Annotated in this window: 14 protein-coding genes; 8 read left to right on the top strand and 6 right to left on the bottom strand. The window is 43.3% G+C overall.

Features of this window, described 5'->3' with window-relative positions:
* Positions 1-79: 79 nt before the first annotated feature.
* From CGB83_RS11485 to CGB83_RS11470, 4 genes are all read right to left on the bottom strand, one after another.
* Positions 80-460, bottom strand: a complete 381-nt coding sequence (locus tag CGB83_RS11485; RefSeq protein WP_100075899.1) for a TraR/DksA family transcriptional regulator — start codon at positions 458-460, stop codon at positions 80-82.
* Between the two features lie 60 nt (positions 461-520).
* Entirely contained in the window at positions 521-3,916 is a 3,396-nt protein-coding gene (ileS, locus tag CGB83_RS11480; RefSeq protein WP_100075898.1) for an isoleucine--tRNA ligase, read from the bottom strand.
* Between the two features lie 321 nt (positions 3,917-4,237).
* Positions 4,238-4,549 carry a hypothetical protein gene (locus CGB83_RS11475; RefSeq protein ID WP_100075897.1) on the bottom strand — a complete coding sequence of 104 codons (312 nt, stop codon included), beginning with the start codon at positions 4,547-4,549 and terminating at the stop codon, positions 4,238-4,240.
* 4 nt (positions 4,550-4,553) lie between these two features.
* Complete coding sequence (locus CGB83_RS11470) at positions 4,554-7,172, bottom strand: hypothetical protein (RefSeq protein ID WP_100075896.1); 2,619 nt, start codon at positions 7,170-7,172, stop codon at positions 4,554-4,556.
* A gap of 241 nt (positions 7,173-7,413) precedes the next feature.
* Between CGB83_RS11470 and flxY the strand changes: the two genes are divergently transcribed.
* Positions 7,414-8,706, top strand: a complete 1,293-nt coding sequence (flxY, locus tag CGB83_RS11465) for a flexirubin biosynthesis putative acyl-CoA ligase FlxY (protein WP_100075895.1) — start codon at positions 7,414-7,416, stop codon at positions 8,704-8,706.
* A 74-nt stretch (positions 8,707-8,780) separates the two neighbouring features.
* On the opposite strand, the gene CGB83_RS11460 is transcribed toward flxY, so the two are convergent.
* Complete coding sequence (locus tag CGB83_RS11460; RefSeq protein ID WP_100075894.1) at positions 8,781-10,025, bottom strand: NAD(P)/FAD-dependent oxidoreductase; 1,245 nt, start codon at positions 10,023-10,025, stop codon at positions 8,781-8,783.
* Positions 10,026-10,123: 98 nt separating this feature from the next.
* On the opposite strand from CGB83_RS11460, the gene flxA reads away from it, so the two are divergent.
* The 7 genes from flxA to CGB83_RS11425 all read left to right on the top strand — a co-directional run bounded on the left by flxA (position 10,124) and on the right by CGB83_RS11425 (position 18,407).
* Positions 10,124-11,644 carry a flexirubin biosynthesis tyrosine ammonia-lyase FlxA gene (gene flxA / locus CGB83_RS11455; RefSeq protein WP_100075893.1) on the top strand — a complete coding sequence of 507 codons (1,521 nt, stop codon included), beginning with the start codon at positions 10,124-10,126 and terminating at the stop codon, positions 11,642-11,644.
* Between the two features lie 72 nt (positions 11,645-11,716).
* The gene (gene flxB / locus CGB83_RS11450) at positions 11,717-12,448 is read left to right on the top strand and encodes a flexirubin biosynthesis SDR family reductase FlxB (RefSeq protein WP_100077574.1); all 732 of its coding nucleotides are present in this window, start codon (positions 11,717-11,719) and stop codon (positions 12,446-12,448) included.
* 93 nt (positions 12,449-12,541) lie between these two features.
* Positions 12,542-13,762, top strand: coding sequence for a beta-ketoacyl-[acyl-carrier-protein] synthase family protein (locus tag CGB83_RS11445; RefSeq protein ID WP_100075892.1), 1,221 nt, complete (start codon positions 12,542-12,544; stop codon positions 13,760-13,762).
* A gap of 3 nt (positions 13,763-13,765) precedes the next feature.
* A complete protein-coding gene (locus CGB83_RS11440) occupies positions 13,766-14,020 on the top strand; it encodes an acyl carrier protein (protein ID WP_100075891.1) in 255 nt (84 codons plus the stop codon).
* Between the two features lie 103 nt (positions 14,021-14,123).
* Positions 14,124-15,014, top strand: coding sequence for an LpxL/LpxP family acyltransferase (locus CGB83_RS11435; protein WP_100075890.1), 891 nt, complete (start codon positions 14,124-14,126; stop codon positions 15,012-15,014).
* Between the two features lie 146 nt (positions 15,015-15,160).
* On the top strand, positions 15,161-16,696 hold the full coding sequence (locus CGB83_RS11430; RefSeq protein WP_100075889.1) for a phytoene desaturase family protein: 1,536 nt from the start codon (positions 15,161-15,163) through the stop codon (positions 16,694-16,696).
* Positions 16,697-16,751: 55 nt separating this feature from the next.
* Positions 16,752-18,407: a C45 family autoproteolytic acyltransferase/hydolase gene (locus CGB83_RS11425; RefSeq protein WP_100075888.1), complete on the top strand. Its 1,656-nt coding sequence runs from the start codon at positions 16,752-16,754 to the stop codon at positions 18,405-18,407.
* Positions 18,408-18,423: 16 nt separating this feature from the next.
* Here the strand turns inward: CGB83_RS11425 and CGB83_RS11420 are convergent, their stop codons facing one another.
* On the bottom strand, positions 18,424-19,626 hold the full coding sequence (locus tag CGB83_RS11420; RefSeq protein ID WP_100075887.1) for a DUF2062 domain-containing protein: 1,203 nt from the start codon (positions 19,624-19,626) through the stop codon (positions 18,424-18,426).

Here is a 19,626-nt window from a genome sequence, read left to right as displayed (position 1 = left end):
GTGGAAATTAAAAATTAGGTTTACATCGTATTTTGTTGCAATACGATATAAACCTAAATGTATGATGATCAGTGAATCGTTACTTCTGCATGTTTTTAGCTTCGATGCTCAGGGTCGCATGAGGCACGGCAAGAAGCCTTTCTTTCGGGATCAGTTTGCCGGTAACCCTGCATACGCCGTATGTTTTGTTCTCAATACGGATGAGTGCATTTTTAAGGTCACGCACAAATTTTTCCTGTCTCCCTGCAAGGATTGAATTCTGCTCTTTGCTCAGTGTTTCAGCACCTTCTTCAAATGCTTTGAAGGTTGGGGAAGTATCGTCGGTACCATTATTCTGGTCATTGATAAAGCTTTCACGGATCAGTTGCAAATCTCTTTCAGCTTTTTCTATTTTTTCACGGATAATGGCTTTGAATTCCTGTAAATCGGAATCGCTGTATCTGATTCTCTCGTCTGTCATGTTGTTCTTCTCTTTTTTAATAAATTTATGAAATGGAATTTGAAATACAATAACTAAATGTTAATTTTTCTGAATATTTATCTTAAAACTCACCTCATCAATTTCAATTTCATTAAAATTTTGCATGGAAGGTACCGTTTTTATTTCGTCGGACAGAACTTCGGAAGAAATATATTCTTTGTTCTTCATGATGTCATTCAGGAAAGGCGTATCCTCTTCCACTGAAATGATGATCCGGTCTGTCAGTTCGAAATCTTTGTCCTTCCTCAGGTTTTGAATCCTGTTGATGAACTCTCTCGCAATCCCTTCAGATTTTAACTCGTCAGTCAACTTCAAATCTAATGCCACAGTTGTTTTGCCGTCAGAAGTAACGGTCCATCCCGGGATATCTTTGGTGGAAATTTCCACATCATCCAGTATGATTTCATATCCCTGAACGTCAATTGACCCCTGTTTTTCCAGCTGTGCAATCTGCTCTGCCGTAAATCCGGCAATGGCTCCGCCTACGGTCTTCATATCCTTGCCCAGTTTAGGGCCCAGGGCTTTGAAGTTCGGCTTGATCTGCTTGATAATCAGGTGAGAGGCTTCTTCCGCATTGATCAGCTGAAGTTCCTTTACGTTTACCTCCTGCTTGATCAGGTCGGCAACTGCCAGGATTTGCGCTTCTGCTCTGGCATCGAGTACAGGGATCAGCACTTTCTGCAATGGCTGACGTACTTTTACATTCTCTTTTTTTCTTAAAGAGAATACCATGCTGGTAATATTCTGCGCCAGGTGGGTTTTCTCAACCAGGTCGTTATCGATCAGGCTTTCATCTGCCACAGGGAAATCGGTAAGGTGTACCGATTCGCATTGCTCTTTTCCGGTAACGGCATTGAGGTCCTGGTACAGCTGGTCCATAAAGAACGGGGCAATAGGCGCCGATAATTTGGCGATCACCTCAAGACAGGTATATAAGGTCTGGTAAGCGGAGATTTTATCTTCTGAATATTCCCCTTTCCAGAAACGCCTTCTGCATAAACGTACGTACCAGTTGCTCAGGTTGTCATTTACAAAAGTGCTGATCGCTCTGGCAACCCGTGTCGGTTCATAATCTTCGTAGAATGCCTTAACCTCTTTAATTAAAAGATTCAGTTCAGAAAGGATCCAGCGGTCGATTTCCGGGCGGTTTTCCACGTCTTTTTCAGCATAGGTAAATCCGTCAACATTGGCATACAGAGCCAGGAAAGAGTAGGTGTTGTATAATGTCCCGAAGAACTTCCTCCTCACTTCGTCTATCCCTTCGATGTCAAATTTCAGGTTCTCCCAAGGATTTGCATTGGAGATCATGTACCAGCGCGTGGCATCAGGTCCGTATACGGCAAGCGTTTCAAACGGATCCACGGCATTTCCAAGACGTTTGGACATTTTCTGTCCGTTTTTGTCCAGGACAAGCCCGTTGCTCATCACATTTTTATAGGCAACGGAATCAAATACGGCTGTTCCGATGGCATGCAGTGTATAGAACCATCCACGGGTCTGGTCTACTCCCTCAGCGATGAAATCTGCCGGGAATGCTTTATGGGTGTCGATTAATTCTTTATTCTCAAAAGGGTAGTGCAGCTGTGCATACGGCATGGACCCGGAATCAAACCATACGTCGATCAGGTCGCTTTCACGCTTCATCGCTTTTCCGGAATCCGAAACAAGCACCACTTTATCCACAACATTTTTATGCAGGTCTACCAGAGCATAGTTCTGCTCAGACATATTCCCGATCACAAAGCCCTGGAAAGGGTTCTCTGCCATCAGTCCTGCCGCTACGGATTTTTCAATTTCGTTGTACAGTTCTTCTACGGAGCCTATGATCTTTTCTTCTTTCAGGTCATCGGTCCTCCAGATCGGCAACGGAATTCCCCAGTATCTTGAACGGGATAAATTCCAGTCGTTTACATTTTCAAGCCAGTTGGCAAAACGGCCTTCACCGGTCGCTTTCGGCTTCCAGTTGATTTCCTTGTTCAGGTTGACCAGCCTTTCTTTCACCGCGGTCATTTTTACGAACCATGAATCCAGCGGGTAATACAATACCGGCTTATCGGTTCTCCAGCAGTGCGGGTAGCTGTGGACATATTTTTCTACTTTGAAGGCTTTGTTTTCGGTCTTTAACAAGATCGCCAGCTCAACATCCCAGGATTTCTCCGGAGCTGTACCTTCGTCGTAATATTCGTTTTTAATGTATTTCCCTGCAAACAGTTCAGGTACATGTTCCCCTTTGATGAATTTCCCCTGTAAATCTACCAACGGTACCAGGTTGTCATTTTCGTCCTTCACCAGCATCGGCGGGATTTCGGGCTGGGCCATTTTAGCCACACGCGCATCATCGGCACCGAAGGTCGGAGCAGTATGTACGATCCCGGTACCGTCTTCTGTGGTTACGAAATCGCCTATGATTACTCTGAAGGCATTTTCAGGATGGTCATTCGGGGTAAACCAAGGCACTAATTGTTCATATCTTGTGTTTACCAGTTTTTCTCCGGTAAATTCTTTCAGGATTTTAAAAGGGATGGTTTTGCTTTCTGCGGTATAATTGGCAAAATCTTCGTCAGTCCCTTCTGCATATTTCTTACCGAAAACTTTAGGCAGAAGAACGCTGGCCAAAACCACGGTTACCGGTTCGAATGTATACTGGTTAAAGGTTTGTACCAGTACATATTCAATATCTCTTCCTACGGTAAGGGCTGTGTTGGACGGTAGCGTCCATGGGGTAGTGGTCCAGGCCAGGATGCTTACCTCACCTTCCACATCACGGAAAAGTTCTGAGGATTCCTTTTTCACCTTGAACTGTGCTACTACCGTTGTATCCGAAACATCCCGGTAGGTTCCCGGCTGGTTCAGCTCATGGGAAGAAAGCCCTGTTCCTGCTTTCGGCGAATACGGCTGGATGGTATATCCCTTATACAGCAATTCTTTATCATACAGCTGCTTCAACAGCCACCACACCGTTTCCATGTATTTGGATTTGTAGGTGATGTACGGATCATCCAGGTCTACCCAATACCCGATTTTCTCGGTCAGGTTATTCCAAACGTCCGTATAGCGCATCACCGCTTCACGGCAGGCTTTGTTATAATCTTCAATTGAAATCTTTTTGCCAATATCTTCTTTAGTGATTCCTAATTCTTTTTCCACACCCAGCTCTACCGGCAGTCCGTGCGTATCCCAACCCGCTTTACGGAACACCTGCTTTCCGTTCTGGGTCTGGTAACGACAGAAAATATCCTTTAAAGCCCTGGCCATTACGTGGTGAATTCCGGGCATCCCGTTTGCTGAAGGCGGACCTTCATAAAAAACAAACTCAGGCTGTCCTTCACGGATCTCAACACTCTTACTGAAGGTTTTATTCTGTTTCCAGAACTCCGCTACATTGTCGGCTATATCAATAAGGTTGAGGTTTTTGTATTCTTTAAACTGGCTCATTGTATGATCTCAATATCGATGATTAATTAAGTTGGCAAATTTACTAAATTTTGCCGGTTTATAAGACATGTTTTCTGCGGATCTGCCGATTAAAAAGTTCTGTTTCAGAAATATAAACGGGAAATGAGGGGAAAAGTGAATGATGAGTCGTGAATAAGTGAATTGCATGTGCTTTTCAACCGTATAATTAGTAAGTTTTGAATAGATTATACTGCTGTTATCGTTGCTTACTGCCTGAATGGATACAGCCACCCGAAAGTGGCTGTATATTATTGAAAATCGCTGAGTCAATTTTTATCTGGTATAGCTTCGTATGTTATACTAATTATGGTTAGGATCCCAAACACCATATGACGCAGGTTTCCAGGTACCATCCTCATATCCCTTAATATAGTAATCAACATCCATAGCGGTACCAAACGGAATTACAATACCGGTGTCATTTTTTACTAGAAATGGGCCATTACCTGCCAGTCGATGTTTCTTGTAATCTTTAGCATGGTAATAATAAATATTGCCATAAGATTTTTTTATTGTAAAGTCATTGTTAACCATCAGCTCTACATTAATTTCTTGTTCTATTTTTTTTACATATTTTTTAGCTATTAAAAGCATTTCATTTTCTGATAGCATAATCTCAATTTATTTTTAAGTATTCAAAATATTTATATTCTCCTATTTTTGCTAAAACACCAAACTGTCCGTCAGGCAATATTAATCTTCCATTTTTCTTGACAATATTAAAAACATGACCAGGTCTCATTTCATTCACATAAGCATAAATAACCCCTATCTCTCCCTCCTGCATTCCATTTACTCCTTTTAAGTCTCCTATTTCAACTATTTTAGTAAATTTATTACCATAAATTTCTTCTAACAACTCTACTTCTTGTCCTGCAGAGTGTAAAGCAGTTGATATCTTTCCCGTTTTTAAGTATTCTACAACTTTTTTCACCACATTAACACAATTGGAATTAGAAACCATTACAACTTCTCCATTTACCACATGATGGTTAAAATATGGAAGTACTTCATAAATATAATCCAATGCATTTTCAGCGTTGATCATAGTTTCTTTAAGGACTTTTAATCCTGCTTTAAATTCATCAACAGTAAGGCTAATGCGTGGTGTGACATTCTCCGCCATTCCGGCAAGCCGGCTAAATTCTTCCTCAAGTTTACCAATATTTCCTCCTGCCTTTCTATAGACATAATCTAAAAAAATATTGGTTCTTACAGATGACTTTCCTTTGAAAAATAATTTTCCCTTATGAAGTACACCTATCTCTTTCGCTGCATTCTCCACAAAAAGCACTTTCAGCTTTTCAAAATCAGCAGCATGATTGGTGATACTTCTGATGCTATTCTTTGAAAGAACCCTTAATCCGTTTTTAGAATAATTCCTTAACGGAAACGAATATAATGCATTTTTAATTAATTTTTGCAGGCTTTCCTGTTGACGCGGATACCGGGAAGTATACAATACTTCTACGGTGACATCCAGTGCTTTTTCTGCCTTAGGAAGCATGCTCGCCATTGCACCTGTTGCGCCCTGGAGCATGTAAATATCATCCCATAATTCTAAAAGCTTTTTTCCTCTGGTGGTCATTTTAAGCTCATCTCTGAGGCGGGTCTCTATATAAAAATCTGAAAGGGCAACTCCAATATCTGCATATGCCGCATACAAAGGCAATCCCGATACTCCCGATTCAATAGTAGCGAGACTGGCCGATATGACTATGAGGTCGGCAACAACGCGCAGACATCTTAGTGCATCCTCTGCGGCTTTCTTTTGCGCGATGTGATACAAGAATAATGCAGGAACTTCAGTATCGGTTTCAAGGGTTTGAACGGTACCCGTCCGAAGCTTCATTTTTTCATACACCTTCAGGTGCAGCATATCCAGTGGTCTGAATTCTCCGTTTTCAATTTCATTTTCAGCTTCAATTTCCTTTGTTTTCAGATTGAATACTTTGACAGTATTAATCAAGGTTACGATATTGTTAGGATCTCCTTCCATAAAATATCCTGTCAGCTCACAATGCCTTTCTATCGTATCAGAATCCCTGCTCACACCTAATGCGAAAAGAGAACCTCTGTCCAGAGGCTGATGAGCATCATCCGTAGCATGCTGTGCCTGCATGAACGCCGTTACATAAATGACGAAAAGCTCCTTGTTTTCATACATTTGTCCATAAGCAGCCTGTGTGGTATCTGCAATGATGCCTTTTCCCATATAAACACTCTCTCCGTCTAAAGAATGATAAATATGAAGAATAAGCTTGGGATCATTTTTTATTTTTTTATAAACAAATTCCCCGGAAATGGCTGTTAGGATACGGATCGCATACCGGCTCTTATCGCGGAAAGGCTCTACTGCCAAGGCAGCGGCTTTGCCTATGGAATCTACATCACGGATTAATTGGGAATCAAAATTTAAGAACTGTAAAAAATGATCCCATAACATCCCATCTGAAAGCTTCTTTGCTTTTCCTTTGTAATCCACACCGGTCAGGGCAAAATTAGGAAGCTGGTTGTAGAAGAACATCAGGTCATCAATAGAGGTAAGCCCGTTTCCGGCCTCTTCAAAATGAGATATAAGCGCAACCTGTGCCTCCTGTCGATGGTACGGAAAAAGGTAGGTGACAGCAGCCATATAGTCTTCTGCATCGCTCAGCCTGATTTGTATGGCATCAGGAGATGCTGAAGAATAATGTACAGTGGCTTCCGTCTCGTTTATTACTGTTTTTGTGGCTTCCCGGTGGTAATTACGATAAGGGATATTGATCGTGCATTCTATTTTTCTCTCCCTGATTCCGATCTCCGTGTGGTGGGTGTATTTTCGTGGGTCAATATAACCTGGGCTTACGTTGACCCAAACCTTTTGATCAAGGCGTTCCAGAAAAGAGTTTTGAAATTGTTTCTCATCCAGTTTAGGCTCCTGAATGACTAATTTCTCAATCATCTTGGCCTTTACTCGTACATTATCAATCTTTGCCGGAGGTATTTCTTTCAGGTTTACTTGTTCTACTTCCTGAGCATAATTGATAAAGTTTTTCTTGGCATCAAACAGATACGTGTTAAAATCTGTTGAAGAAGCAAGTAATGTGAAAAGCTTTCTTTCATCTACCCACAGATTGGTAAAAAAAGGTTCTATGGAATTGGTGGCGATTTTTTCTCCTCTCATATCGGCCCATATGTCCCGGCTGATCCTGTCAAAATCGTCCATCCCTTTTAAAGAGTTTTTAAAATTCATCTTTAAGTTTTTTCATTATTAATATTTCATATCGTATTCAGATCATTGAGATAGTATTAAGTCACGGTCTCAATAGCTCCAGTGCAAATATCAACGCCGGTAACGACAGAACTTGACGTAAAAAAAATAAAGTGTGATGTTTCAGCATAGACTCTTAAGTGCATAAACAGACTTTATTTTCGTGTTGATTGCTCAATAATCTTTTAATTTTAAATACATTTGTCCATTAAAATACAACCCATTGGAACTCTATCCATCCATTGAAAAAGCAGATATTCATGAAATCAAAAAGTTTCAGGAGGAGAAACTCCGCGAACTGTTGATCTATCTTCAGGACTGGTCGCCGTTTTACCAGCGGCTGTTTAAAAACAACAGCATCAAAATTCATGATATCAGAACCTTGGAAGATTTGCAGAGAATTCCTGTCACCACTAAGGATGACCTGCAGCAGTATAACCATGATTTTTTCTGCATTACGCCTGATAAAATTGTGGATTACAGCACGACATCCGGTACGCTGGGTGATCCTGTAACGTTCGGATTATCAGATAATGACCTTGAAAGGCTGTCTTATAATGAAGCGATTTCCTTTGCCTGTGCCGGGATTAAAAAAGGTGATGTGGTGCAGATGATTACGACCATAGACAAACGTTTTATGGCCGGTCTGGCTTATTTTTTAGGGCTGAGGAAAATGGGGGCAAGCGTTGTGAGGATGGGACCGGGAATTCCCGAACTGCAATGGGATTCCATATTCCGGTACAAACCGAAATACCTCATTACGGTTCCATCTTTCCTGCTGAAAATGATTGACTATGCTGAAAAGAACGGTATTGATTACAAAAACTCCAGCGTTTATGGTGCGGTATGCATCGGGGAGAGCATCAAAAATCAGGACTTTACAGATAATATCCTTTCAAAAAAGATCAAAGAAAAGTGGGGCATCCAGTTGTTTTCCACTTATGCTTCCACGGAAATGAGTACAGCCTTCACGGAATGTGAGTTTCAGGCAGGAGGGCATCACCATCCGGAACTGATCATCACAGAAATCCTGGATGACTCCGGAAATCCGGTTGCAGAAGGAGAGAGTGGTGAACTCACGATTACAACTTTAGGTGTCGAGGCGATGCCCTTGCTGAGGTTTAAAACCGGGGATATTGTGCAGGCACATGACGAGCCTTGCCAATGTGGCAGGAATACGATGAGGCTGGGTCCGGTCATTGGCAGGAAGCAGCAGATGATCAAATATAAAGGCACTACTTTGTACCCGCCTGCGATGCATGATATCCTGAATGATTTCAGCGGTATCCAGTGCTATCAGATCGTGATTCATTCCAGCGATATCGGACTGGATGAGATCATCATCAAACTGAGTTCGGAACAGGCGGATGAAGAGTTCGTAGGTGCAGTGAAGGATCATTTCCGGGCCAAACTTAGGGTAAGCCCTAAAATTGAACTCGTTGATTTTGATGTTTTATCGAAAGAGGTCTTCCATCCGACCAGCAGAAAGCCGATTACACTGGTAGATTTGAGGTAGCAGACATGATTGCGCCTGAATAATTCAGGTTGAATATAAAAAGTAATCCGCCTCCAGTGATGGAAGCGGATTTTTTATGACTGCATTTTTTCTGCCTTAATGAATTCTGCAAGATTTTTAATAGCGGTATCATGTATCCTGACAAATGTATTTTTTTTGTTCCAGACATAGCCGGCTAAGACTGCGCAGATTTTCTTTTTTACATCCGGATTTTCCGGCTGATGGAAAAACAGTTCCTGAAGGTTGCCGGTATACCATTCTTTTACGTACGTGGTAAATACATCCACCCCATATAAGATATAATCCGAATATTCTTTCTGCCAGTCGATGGTTTCGCCGTTCAGCTGCCGTAAGGCCAGTTTGGCGGCAAGCATTCCCGATTCCGTGGCAAAGGCCATTCCGGAAGAGAATACCGGATCAAGGAATTCCGAAGCATTGCCGGTTAACGCGAATCCATCCCCGAACAGGCTTTTGACCGAACAGGAGTAATCTTTCAGGTGCCTTGGCTCAAAGAGGAAATCGACCTCTCCGAAACGCTTTACATAATAATCTGACAGAGAAATTGCTTTTCTTAAGGCTTCAGCAGGATCTCCGTTTTGTGATAGCCGGTCAATATATTCCGTGGGACCCACGATACCAACGCTGGTATTCCCGTTGGAGAAAGGGATTACCCAAAGCCAGACTTCAGTTTCAATGATGTCAAATGAAATCAGGGTTCCTTCTGTGCCTTCTTCCCGGTTAATGTCTTGTACATGGGAGAAAATAGCCGAGTGAGGGGATAGCTTTGAAGGTTTTTCAAGATCCAGAAGCCTAGGCAAGACTCTGCCGTAGCCGCTGGAATCAATCACAAACTTCGCATGGATCTCTTTGGTTTCCCCACCTTTGTTCTTTACCGTCGTTACAGAGTCCGTTCCGTTGAAGGTAATGCCGGTGACCTCTGTTTCAAACTCCAGGTCGATCCCTTTTTTAATGACTTCCTGGGCTAAGGCATTATCGAAGTCTGCTCTCGGAACCTGCCATGTCCAATCCCAACCTTCGCCAAATTTATTGCTGAAATCAAAAATACAGACCTCGTCCCCGCGCAGGAAGCGGGCACCCAGTTTTTTTTCAAAACCCATAGCATCCAGTGCCGGGAACAGCCCTGCCTCATCAAAGTGGTCCATAACGCGCGGAATCAGGCTTTCACCTACCACCAGACGCGGGAACCTGGTTTTCTCAACCACTTTTACGTTGATGCCGTTGTTCTTTAAGTAAGAAGAAGATACGCATCCGGAAGGTCCGGCTCCGATAACGAGCACATCAACCCATTCTTTAGTCATCTTTGATTTTTTATTTTAATAATAACTTTTATCTTTGCCGCAAAATTAATGACAATTAATTAATAATTTACAAATATATATTACATTAACTTTGATTGATGAAAATAAATAACTTTTTAGAACTGAAGGACTTTCAGAAAATCGTTACTGAAAATGAAAAAATAGAGCTGGATGACGCCCTTTTGACAAGAGTAGAGGAAAGTTTTCGTTTTTTAAAAGAATTTTCTAAAGATAAGGTAATATATGGGGTGAATACCGGTTTCGGTCCGATGGCCCAATTCAAAATAGGGGATGCAGATACACACCAGCTCCAGTATAACCTGATCCGGAGCCATTCATCCGGCATCGGAAACCCGCTTCCGGCTGATGAAGTCAAAGCCTGTATGCTTGCCAGGATGAATACCCTGTCATTGGGTAAATCCGGTGTACACCATTCTGTGGTGGAATTGCTTAAGGAGCTCATCAACAGAGATGTTACCCCGCTGATATTTGAACACGGCGGTGTGGGGGCAAGCGGCGATCTGGTACAGCTGGCTCATTTGGCTTTGGTGCTGATCGGGGAAGGAGAGGTTTTTTATAAAGGACAGAGAAGACAAACCTCAGAAGTTTTTGAGGCTGAAGGACTTCAGCCGATTGCGGTAGAGATCCGTGAAGGCCTGGCCCTGATGAACGGAACTTCCGTAATGTCCGGAATCGGAGCCGTCAATGCTTATAAAGCCAGTCAGCTGACGGAAATTTCCCTGAAGCTTTCCTGTGCTATCAATGAGATTGTCCAAGCATATGATGACCATCTTTCAGAAGCCCTGAATGCTACCAAAAGGCATTACGGGCAGCAGAAAATTGCGGAAAGGATGCGCGATCACCTGTCAGACAGCAAGCTCATCCGTAAAAGAGCAGCCCACCTGTATACCCGTTTTGAGGAACAGGAAAAAATATTTAAAGATAAGGTTCAGGAATACTATTCCCTTCGGTGTGTGCCTCAGATCTTAGGTCCTGTACTGGATACTCTGGAGTATACGGAAAAGGTCCTGGAAAATGAGATCAATTCCGCCAACGACAACCCGATTATCAATGTTGAAGACCAGCATGTATACCATGGAGGAAATTTCCACGGTGATTATGTAGCGCTGGAAATGGATAAATTAAAAATTGCCGTTACCAAGCTTACGATGCTGGCAGAACGCCAGCTTAATTATCTCCTGAATGCGAAGATCAATGAGATCCTGCCTCCGTTTGTCAATCTGGGCAGGTTAGGGCTTAACTTCGGGATGCAGGGCGTGCAGTTCACCGCAACATCCACTACGGCAGAGAGCCAGATGCTTTCCAACCCGATGTATATCCACAGTATCCCGAACAATAATGATAATCAGGATATTGTCAGTATGGGGACCAATGCTGCGGTCATCTGCAGAAAAGTGATTGAAAATGCATTTGAAGTCCTGAGTATTGAAGCGATCACCATCGTTCAGGCTATTGATTACCTTGGTTTTCAGGATCAGGTTTCATCTTCAACCAAAGTGCTTTATGATGAAATACGGAATATCATTCCTGCATTTTCGGATGATATGGTGATGTATCCGTACCTGGAAGAGGTCAGGAGATACCTGAAGTCCATGTAACTTTTTGCAGCCATGAACTGTCTTAACCAAGATGAAGAATATATTTAAAACAAACCAATGAAACAGGAACCTATGAAATGTGCGATCGTTACGGGAGGCTCCAGAGGAATCGGGAGGGCCATCTGTATCAAACTGGCAGAAGAAAAAAAATATCATATCCTGATCAATTATACTTCCAATGAAGCGGCAGCAAAAGAAACGCTTGCCAAAGTGGAAGAGTTGGGATCTACAGGTGAAATCCTGAAATTTGATGTAAGCAATGCTAAAGAGACCCTTCAGGTATTGGGAGAATGGCAGGAAAATAATCCGGATTCCGTGGTTGAAGTTATTATTAATAATGCCGGGATTACCAGAGACGGATTGTTTATGTGGATGCCGAGCGAAGACTGGAACAGTGTAATCAACACCAGCCTGAATGGCTTTTTTAATGTGACTAATTTCTTCATCCAGAAACTTTTGCGCAATAAATACGGCAGGATCATCAATATGGTGTCTGTTTCCGGAGTAAAAGGAACAGCTGGCCAGACCAATTATTCTGCGGCTAAAGGTGCTTTGGTAGGAGCTACGAAAGCACTTGCCCAGGAAGTCGCCAAAAGAAATATTACCGTGAATGCTGTTGCTCCGGGATTCATCAAAACAGATATGACGCAGGAATTCAATGAGGACGAACTGAAAGCCATGATCCCGGTTAACCGTTTCGGGGAAGCTGAAGAAGTGGCTGACCTGGTTGCCTTCCTGGCTTCCAAGAAAGCATCTTATATTACGGGTGAAGTCATTAATATTAACGGAGGAATCTATTCTTAAGTAATATAACAATATACCAGTGTACCGGTATACCAATAAATAACAGTTATAATTGTTACCTTGTTAGATGGATACATTGTTAAATTTAGAGAGATGGAAAATAGGGTAGTCATTACCGGGATGGGAATTTATTCCTGCATAGGAACCTCTCTGGATGAGGTAAAAGAATCCCTATTTCAGGGGAAGTCCGGGATTGTTCTGGTGGATAAAAGAAAAGAGTTCGGATTCAGGTCCGGGCTCAGCGGTGTTGTTCCCAAACCTGACCTGAAGAACCTCCTGAGCAGAAGGCAGCGCGTAAGCATGGGTGAGGAAAGTGAATATGCTTTCCTGGCCACAACCGATGCATTGCAGCAGGCGGGAATCGATCAGGATTTCCTGGATGCCCATGAAGTTGGCATCCTGTACGGGAATGACAGTGTTTCCCAGGCTGTAGTGGAATCCATTGATATTGCCCGGGAAAAGAAAGATACCACGCTTATGGGTTCCGGTGCGATTTTCAAATCCATGAATTCTACGGTAACCATGAATCTTTCCACCATTTTCCGGCTGCGGGGTATTAACCTGACCATCAGTGCAGCCTGCGCCAGCGGCTCGCATTCCCTGGGACTGGCGTACATGATGATCAAAAATGGTTTCCAGGATATGATTGTCTGCGGAGGGGCACAGGAAACCAACCATTATTCCATGGCCAGTTTTGACGGCCTGGGTGTATTCTCAGTACGGGAAGACGAACCTGCTAAAGCTTCAAGGCCATTTGACTCGGCCAGGGACGGCCTGATCCCGAGCGGGGGTGCTGCCACTCTGATTGTGGAGAGCCTGGAATCTGCCCAGAAAAGAGGCGCCCATATTATTGCGGAAATTGCCGGATACGGGTTCTCATCTAACGGCGGCCATATTTCCACTCCGAATGTAGACGGCCCTGCTTTGGCTATGCAGCGCGCATTGCAGCAGTCAGGACTTACGGTAAAGGATATCGATTATATCAACGCCCATGCAACTTCCACCCCGATCGGGGATGCGAATGAAGCCCGGGCCATTTATGAAATTTTCGGCAGTGATGTTCCGGTGAGTTCCACAAAGTCGATGACCGGGCACGAATGCTGGATGGCAGGAGCCAGTGAGGTCATCTATTCCATACTGATGATGCAGCATGGTTTCGTGGCTCCCAATATCAATCTGGAACATCCTGATGATGAAGCCCAAAGGATAAATATCATTGCTGAAACCAAAAGTCAAAAAATTGATGTATTTTTGTCGAATTCTTTCGGATTTGGGGGGACCAATTCCGCATTGATAGTAAAAAAATATAAATAAAACATGGAAAGGGAGAAAATTATTACCACTGTTAATGATTTCCTGGTCAACGAATTTGAAGTAGACAGCGAAGAGATAAGCAACGAAGCCAATTTTAAAAAGACATTGGGGCTGGACAGCCTGGATTATATTGATCTGGTAGTCGTTATCGAATCCAATTTCGGCGTGAAGCTGGGCGAGGCCGATTTCAAAAATATCGTGACCTTTGAAGATTTCTATTCGACGATAGAACATAAGATCGCTGAAAAAAACGCATAACTATCGATCGAAATCTACATTCTTAAGACTATAACAGACCCATCCGGCAGTGTATGAAAAATCCACTGCATATTGTTAGACCGATACATATCAGATAAGAACCATGAACAAATGGAAAGGCAAATCCAAAGGCAGTATTGCAGGCTATAAGATATTTGTCTGGTGCATTAGGAATATCGGGGTCCGGAGTTCATATGTCGTGCTGTATTTTGTGGCAGCCTATTACTTTCTGTTCCTTAAAAAAAGCAGCCGCTCCATACGGCATTATTTTCACAAACGTTTGGGATACAGTACACTTAAGTCAAAATGGTCTGTTTTCAGAAGCTACTTTACATTCGGAACGGTCCTGATTGATAAGACGGCTATTTCTGCTGGCCTTCGGGACCAGTTTACCTATGAATTCGACGGGATAGACCACCTTCGTAATCTTCTGGCAGCCAAGAAAGGAGGCATCCTTATCAGTGCCCACATCGGTAATTTTGAGATTGCGGAACACTTTTTTGCAGACATCGATTTTGATTGCCAGATTAATTTAGTAACTACCGATCAGGAAGTTACAGCCATTAAAGAATACCTCGATAGCGTGGCGGTAAAGAAAAGTACAACCAAATTCATCTATGTGAAGGATGATATGTCGCATATCTTCGAGATCAATGATGCCCTTTCCAGGAATGAACTGATCTGCTTTACCGGTGACCGTTATTTTGAAGGATCCAAATACCTGGAAGGCGAGCTGCTGGGAAAAAGTGCCAGATTCCCGGCAGGACCATTCCTTATTGCTTCCCGTCTCGGCGTTCCCGTAGTATATGTCTATGTAATGAAGGAAAAGAAGCTCCATTACCACCTGTATGCGAGAGTGGCAGAAAACGTGAAAAAAAGGGATGCACAGGGCCTTTTAAATTCCTATACAAGGAATCTCGAAGCCATGGTCAGGAAATATCCCCTGCAATGGTTTAATTATTTCGATTTCTGGGATGATATAAACCAGTCTTAACAGTACGGTGGCAGCTTTTCCGTCCTCCATTCCTGCTTTTTTTATTCTCCCCGCCCATTCTCAAAAATAAAAAAGAGCTCCATTCAGGTCGGGCTGCAGATATCCGACGGTTTAAAATTGTAATTTAGCACAACAAAACGGATGTATTGAAAAAAGAATACGACATACTGGTGATCGGCAGTGGCCTGGGAGGCCTTGTTTCAGCACTCATCCTTGCTAAAGAAGGGATGAAAGTTGCCGTTCTGGAAAAAAATAACCAGTATGGAGGGAACCTTCAGACTTTTTCAAGGAATAAAAAGATTTTCGATACCGGGGTCCATTACCTTGGAGGGCTGTCGGAGGGACAGAACCTCCATCAGTACTTTTCGTATCTGGGAATCATGGATGACCTTGAAATCCGTAAAATGGATGAAAACGGTTACGACCATATTACTTTTGGCGAAGATGCAACGGCCTATCCGCATGCTCAGGGATATGAGAATTTTATAACGCACCTGTCCCATTATTTTCCTGAAGAAAAAGAAAATATTGAAAACTACTGCGAAGAGATCCGGTATGTATGCAGTCAGTTTCCGCTCTACAACCTCAGCGCTGAAGAACGGTACAATGAAGAGGTGCTTCACCTCAATACCAGAAGATTCATAGAATCCATCACATCGAATAAAAAGCTGCAGTCTGTACTGTTAGGCGCCAATTTCCTGTATGCCGGAAATTCTGAGGATGTTCCTTTTTATGTCCATGCCCTTACGGTCAACTCCTATATGCAAAGTGCTTATAAATGTGTGAAAGGCGGAAGCCAGATATCCAGGCTGCTGATCAGGAAATTAAGGGAATACGGAGCGGAAGTATACAAACATACGGAAGTTTCAGAACTGGTTTTTGATGAACAGAATATTCTGAGATCGGCAAAAACCGCCTGCGGAAAAGTATTCGCTGCCAAACAGTTTATTTCCAACATCGATATCCGGGCTACGGTTAAGCTAATCGGCGAAAACAGGCTTAAGAAATCATTTTTGAACCGGATCATGAGCTGGGAACCTACTTCCTCATGCTTCAGCGTATATATGGTACTGAAGCCTCAGTCAGTTTCCCATTTCAATTACAATGTCTATCACTATGCTTCTGAAGACAGCGTTTGGAATGCCTTCCGGTACCGTAAAGAACAATGGCCGGAAACCTATATGCTTTCCTGTACGCCTTCAAAGGCCCACCCGGATTTTGCAGAAAGCCTTACCGCCATTTCCTATATGGATTTTGAAGAGGTAAAACAATGGCAAGATACTGTGAATACGGTTGTCCATGAACATTTACGGGGAGAAGCCTACGAACGCTTCAAGCAGGAAAAAGCAGAAGCGATGATGGATGCCCTGGAGAAAAAGATACCTGATCTCAGGAACTATATAGATCATGTGTACACCTCTTCGCCCTTATCTTACCGGGATTATATCGGGAGCTTTGAAGGCAATATGTACGGATACCTGAAAAATTCGGAAAATCCGCTGAAAACCATGGTTTCGCCGAGAACGAAAATTGATAACATTTTTCTTACAGGGCAATCGGTTAATATGCACGGTATCCTTGGGGTAACCATTGGGGCATTCGGTACCTGTACCGAAATTCTCGGTAGAGAACTGATGCGTGAGCGGTTAAATGCATTAAAGAGCAGCTATGACCAACAGTAGACATCGGCATTGCAGTAGAAAGATATATGGCGGATTTTCCGGCCGGTTGAATTATATGATACATCATATAACCGTTTTTTCTTTGTTATGGCTGCTGAACTCCTGCGGAATTTCAAAATCAGTGCATCATATCCCGGATGTCAGTGCTTATTCTGCCCGGGTTCCGGACGTAAAGCGGATCAATGATTCCACCTTCAGTTTCAAAGAAAATTACCTTACCAAAAACAAACAGCAGCTGTGGGAACTCTACATCAAAGGAAACCCTTTGGAATTAGGATATAACAATGGCGCACTCACCCAGCCGCTGATGCAGAAGCAGGAAGAAATTTTCTTTTCCAGGATAGAGGGATTCGTACCCTCCGCATTGAAGCAAAAGCTGTTGCGCGGTTTCTTGAAATGGTACAACAGGAAAATGTACCTGAATGTGCGTGAGGATTACCAGGCAGAACTTTATGGCTTATCACAATATTCTTCGGACCGCTACAATTTTATCGCCCCGAAATACCTCAGGAACCTTTACCTGCACGGTGCGCATGATATCGGCCATGCCCTTCAGGACCTGGCTATGGTGGGCTGTACTTCTATTGCGGTCTGGGACCGGTATACAGATGACGGCGAACTGCTGATCGGAAGGAATTTCGACTTTTATGTAGGCGATGATTTCGCACAGAATAAAGTGGTTGAATTCGTGGAACCGGATAGGGGAATTCCCTATATGTCAGTAAGCTGGCCGGGAATGATCGGCGTGGTTTCCGGGATGAATAAATTGGGGATTACCGTTACCATCAATGCCGGGAAATCCAGGATTCCTTTAACGGCAAAAACGCCGATCTCACTGGTCACCAGAGAGATCCTTCAATATGCTGAAACCATCGATCAGGCGATAGCCATTGCCAGGAAGAGAAAAGTATTCGTTTCCGAATCCATACTGGTAGGAAGCGCGCATGACCGAAAAGCTGTAATCATTGAGGTATCCCCGGATAACTTCGGAGTGTACCAGGCAGAAAATTCAGGTCAGGTCTTCTGTACGAACCATTTCCAGTCGGATGCTTATGCTCATGACCAAAGAAACCGGAAACATATTCTGGAGAGCCATTCGGAATACCGGTATGAAAAGCTTCAGGAGCTTATGGAAAAAGACAGGACCCTGAATCCTGAGAAAATGGCCGCCTTATTACGGGACCGCTCCGGATTAAAAGAACGTGCATTGGGTTACGGCAATGAAAAGGCGATCAATCAGCTGATAGCGCACCATGCTGTTATATTTTCACCTGAAAAAAGACTGGCCTGGGTTTCTTCCAATCCGTATCAGTTGGGTGAATTTGTCTGTTATGACCTTAATAAAATCTTTTCGGGTAAGCATAGAGAGCATGGATTCTCGGAACCGGGAATGACGATTGCAGAAGATTCGTTTGTGCGCAGCCTGGATTTTAAGAAGTATGAGGAATACAAAAGGCTTACTCCAGTCATAGAAAAGGCAATCAATGATAGAGATACAGAACTCACCGAAGAATGGATGGCACATTATCAGTCCTTAAACCCTGATTTCTGGCTGGTATATAACTATGCCGGAAGGTACTATTTTGAAAGAAGGGATTACGCAAAAGCAAAAGCAGCGTTCGAAAAAGCTCTCACCAAAGAAATTACAACGGTTCCCGACCGGAAAAATACGGAAAAGTACCTGCAAAAGACGCTCAGAAAGCTCAAATGAGAGCCTGGAAAATAGATTACTCGACAGGATGCGAATTATTGAACGGTTCCTCAGCATCCGGGCTTATCCTGTTCAGCAGAACAAACGTTACGACTCCTGAAACGGCAGATAATATTGCAGCCAGGATAAAGCTGCCTATGACGTACTGAAGCAGATGGTTTTTAACCAGCTCAAAATTCAGTTCGTGGTTCAGGATGCTGCTGTCACCCTGTACAAATGGCGCGCCCAGGAATAATGAAGCCGCAATGATAAACGGAATAAACGGGGGAAGGCTCACGTTGGAAGCCATAAATGCCAGTACCTTATTCAGCTTGAAAAGGACAGATAATGAAATCACCAGCAGGGTGTGGAACCCCCAGAGCGGACATAAGCCTACAAATACTCCCAGCGCAACGGAAAATGCCTTGATACGGTTGCTGCCGTCACTTTCCAGCACATCTTCCTTAATGAACCGCTTGAAGCTTTTCTTCCTGAAATTATGGATAAACCTTCTCGGGATAATATAGACCAGCGCAATCGTAACCAGGATAGTATTCAGGATGCTGATGCGGGTAAAGTCTTTGAATGGCCTGAAATGCGATACCCGTTCTGCCGGATCATATAAAACTTTTACCGGAACATTCTTCACTGGGATATGCTTCCATGCGGAGCGAACAATAATCTCGATCTCAAACTCAAATTTCGGCGTAAAATATTTTTTGGGTATTTTGTGCAAAGGGTAAAGACGGTAGCCGGATTGCGTATCTTCCAGCCTGATACCGGTCTCAAACCAGAACCAGAAATTGGAAAACCGGTTGCCAAAGCTGCTTTTTTTAGGAATTCCGTCCTGGGCCATATTGCGGTTCCCGATCAGCAGTACATCTCCACCTTCCTCCAGCAGGGCCTCGACAAATACCGGAATGTCATCCGGGTAATGCTGGCCGTCCGAATCAATTGTGATGGCATAATCATATCCCGCAGCCTGAGCTGCCCTGAAACCGGTTTTCAGCGCGTTACCTTTTCCTTTGTTGGCCGGAAGATGGATGGTCTTAACGCCAGTATACCCGGCTAAAATATCAGATGTAGCATCAGTAGAACCGTCATTGACAATAATAATGCTTTCCGTATAAACCAGGACACCGTCAATAACCCTACGCAGGGTTTTTGCATTGTTGTAGGTGGGAATAAGGACACAGATTTTCTGTTCAGAAATGGCGTGCCGGACTTCAGAGAGGATCAT

The sequence above is a fragment of the Chryseobacterium camelliae genome (assembly GCF_002770595.1).
Taxonomy (GTDB): Bacteria; Bacteroidota; Bacteroidia; order Flavobacteriales; family Weeksellaceae; genus Chryseobacterium; species Chryseobacterium camelliae.
Note: the sequence above shows the minus strand (reverse complement) of the source record. Positions and strands in the feature narration are given on the sequence as shown.

What these genes read in the sequence shown, in the direction of transcription:
- CGB83_RS11485 (WP_100075899.1), bottom strand. Translation starts at nt 460, where the DNA reads ATGACAGACGAGAGAATCAGATACAGCGATTCCGATTTACAGGAATTC.
- ileS (WP_100075898.1), bottom strand. Translation starts at nt 3,916, where the DNA reads ATGAGCCAGTTTAAAGAATACAAAAACCTCAACCTTATTGATATAGCC.
- CGB83_RS11475 (WP_100075897.1), bottom strand. Translation starts at nt 4,549, where the DNA reads ATGCTATCAGAAAATGAAATGCTTTTAATAGCTAAAAAATATGTAAAA.
- CGB83_RS11470 (WP_100075896.1), bottom strand. Translation starts at nt 7,172, where the DNA reads ATGAATTTTAAAAACTCTTTAAAAGGGATGGACGATTTTGACAGGATC.
- CGB83_RS11460 (WP_100075894.1), bottom strand. Translation starts at nt 10,025, where the DNA reads ATGACTAAAGAATGGGTTGATGTGCTCGTTATCGGAGCCGGACCTTCC.
- flxA (WP_100075893.1), top strand. Translation starts at nt 10,124, where the DNA reads ATGAAAATAAATAACTTTTTAGAACTGAAGGACTTTCAGAAAATCGTT.
- flxB (WP_100077574.1), top strand. Translation starts at nt 11,717, where the DNA reads ATGAAATGTGCGATCGTTACGGGAGGCTCCAGAGGAATCGGGAGGGCC.
- CGB83_RS11445 (WP_100075892.1), top strand. Translation starts at nt 12,542, where the DNA reads ATGGAAAATAGGGTAGTCATTACCGGGATGGGAATTTATTCCTGCATA.
- CGB83_RS11440 (WP_100075891.1), top strand. Translation starts at nt 13,766, where the DNA reads ATGGAAAGGGAGAAAATTATTACCACTGTTAATGATTTCCTGGTCAAC.
- CGB83_RS11435 (WP_100075890.1), top strand. Translation starts at nt 14,124, where the DNA reads ATGAACAAATGGAAAGGCAAATCCAAAGGCAGTATTGCAGGCTATAAG.
- CGB83_RS11425 (WP_100075888.1), top strand. Translation starts at nt 16,752, where the DNA reads ATGATACATCATATAACCGTTTTTTCTTTGTTATGGCTGCTGAACTCC.
- CGB83_RS11420 (WP_100075887.1), bottom strand. Translation starts at nt 19,626, where the DNA reads ATGATCCTCTCTGAAGTCCGGCACGCCATTTCTGAACAGAAAATCTGT.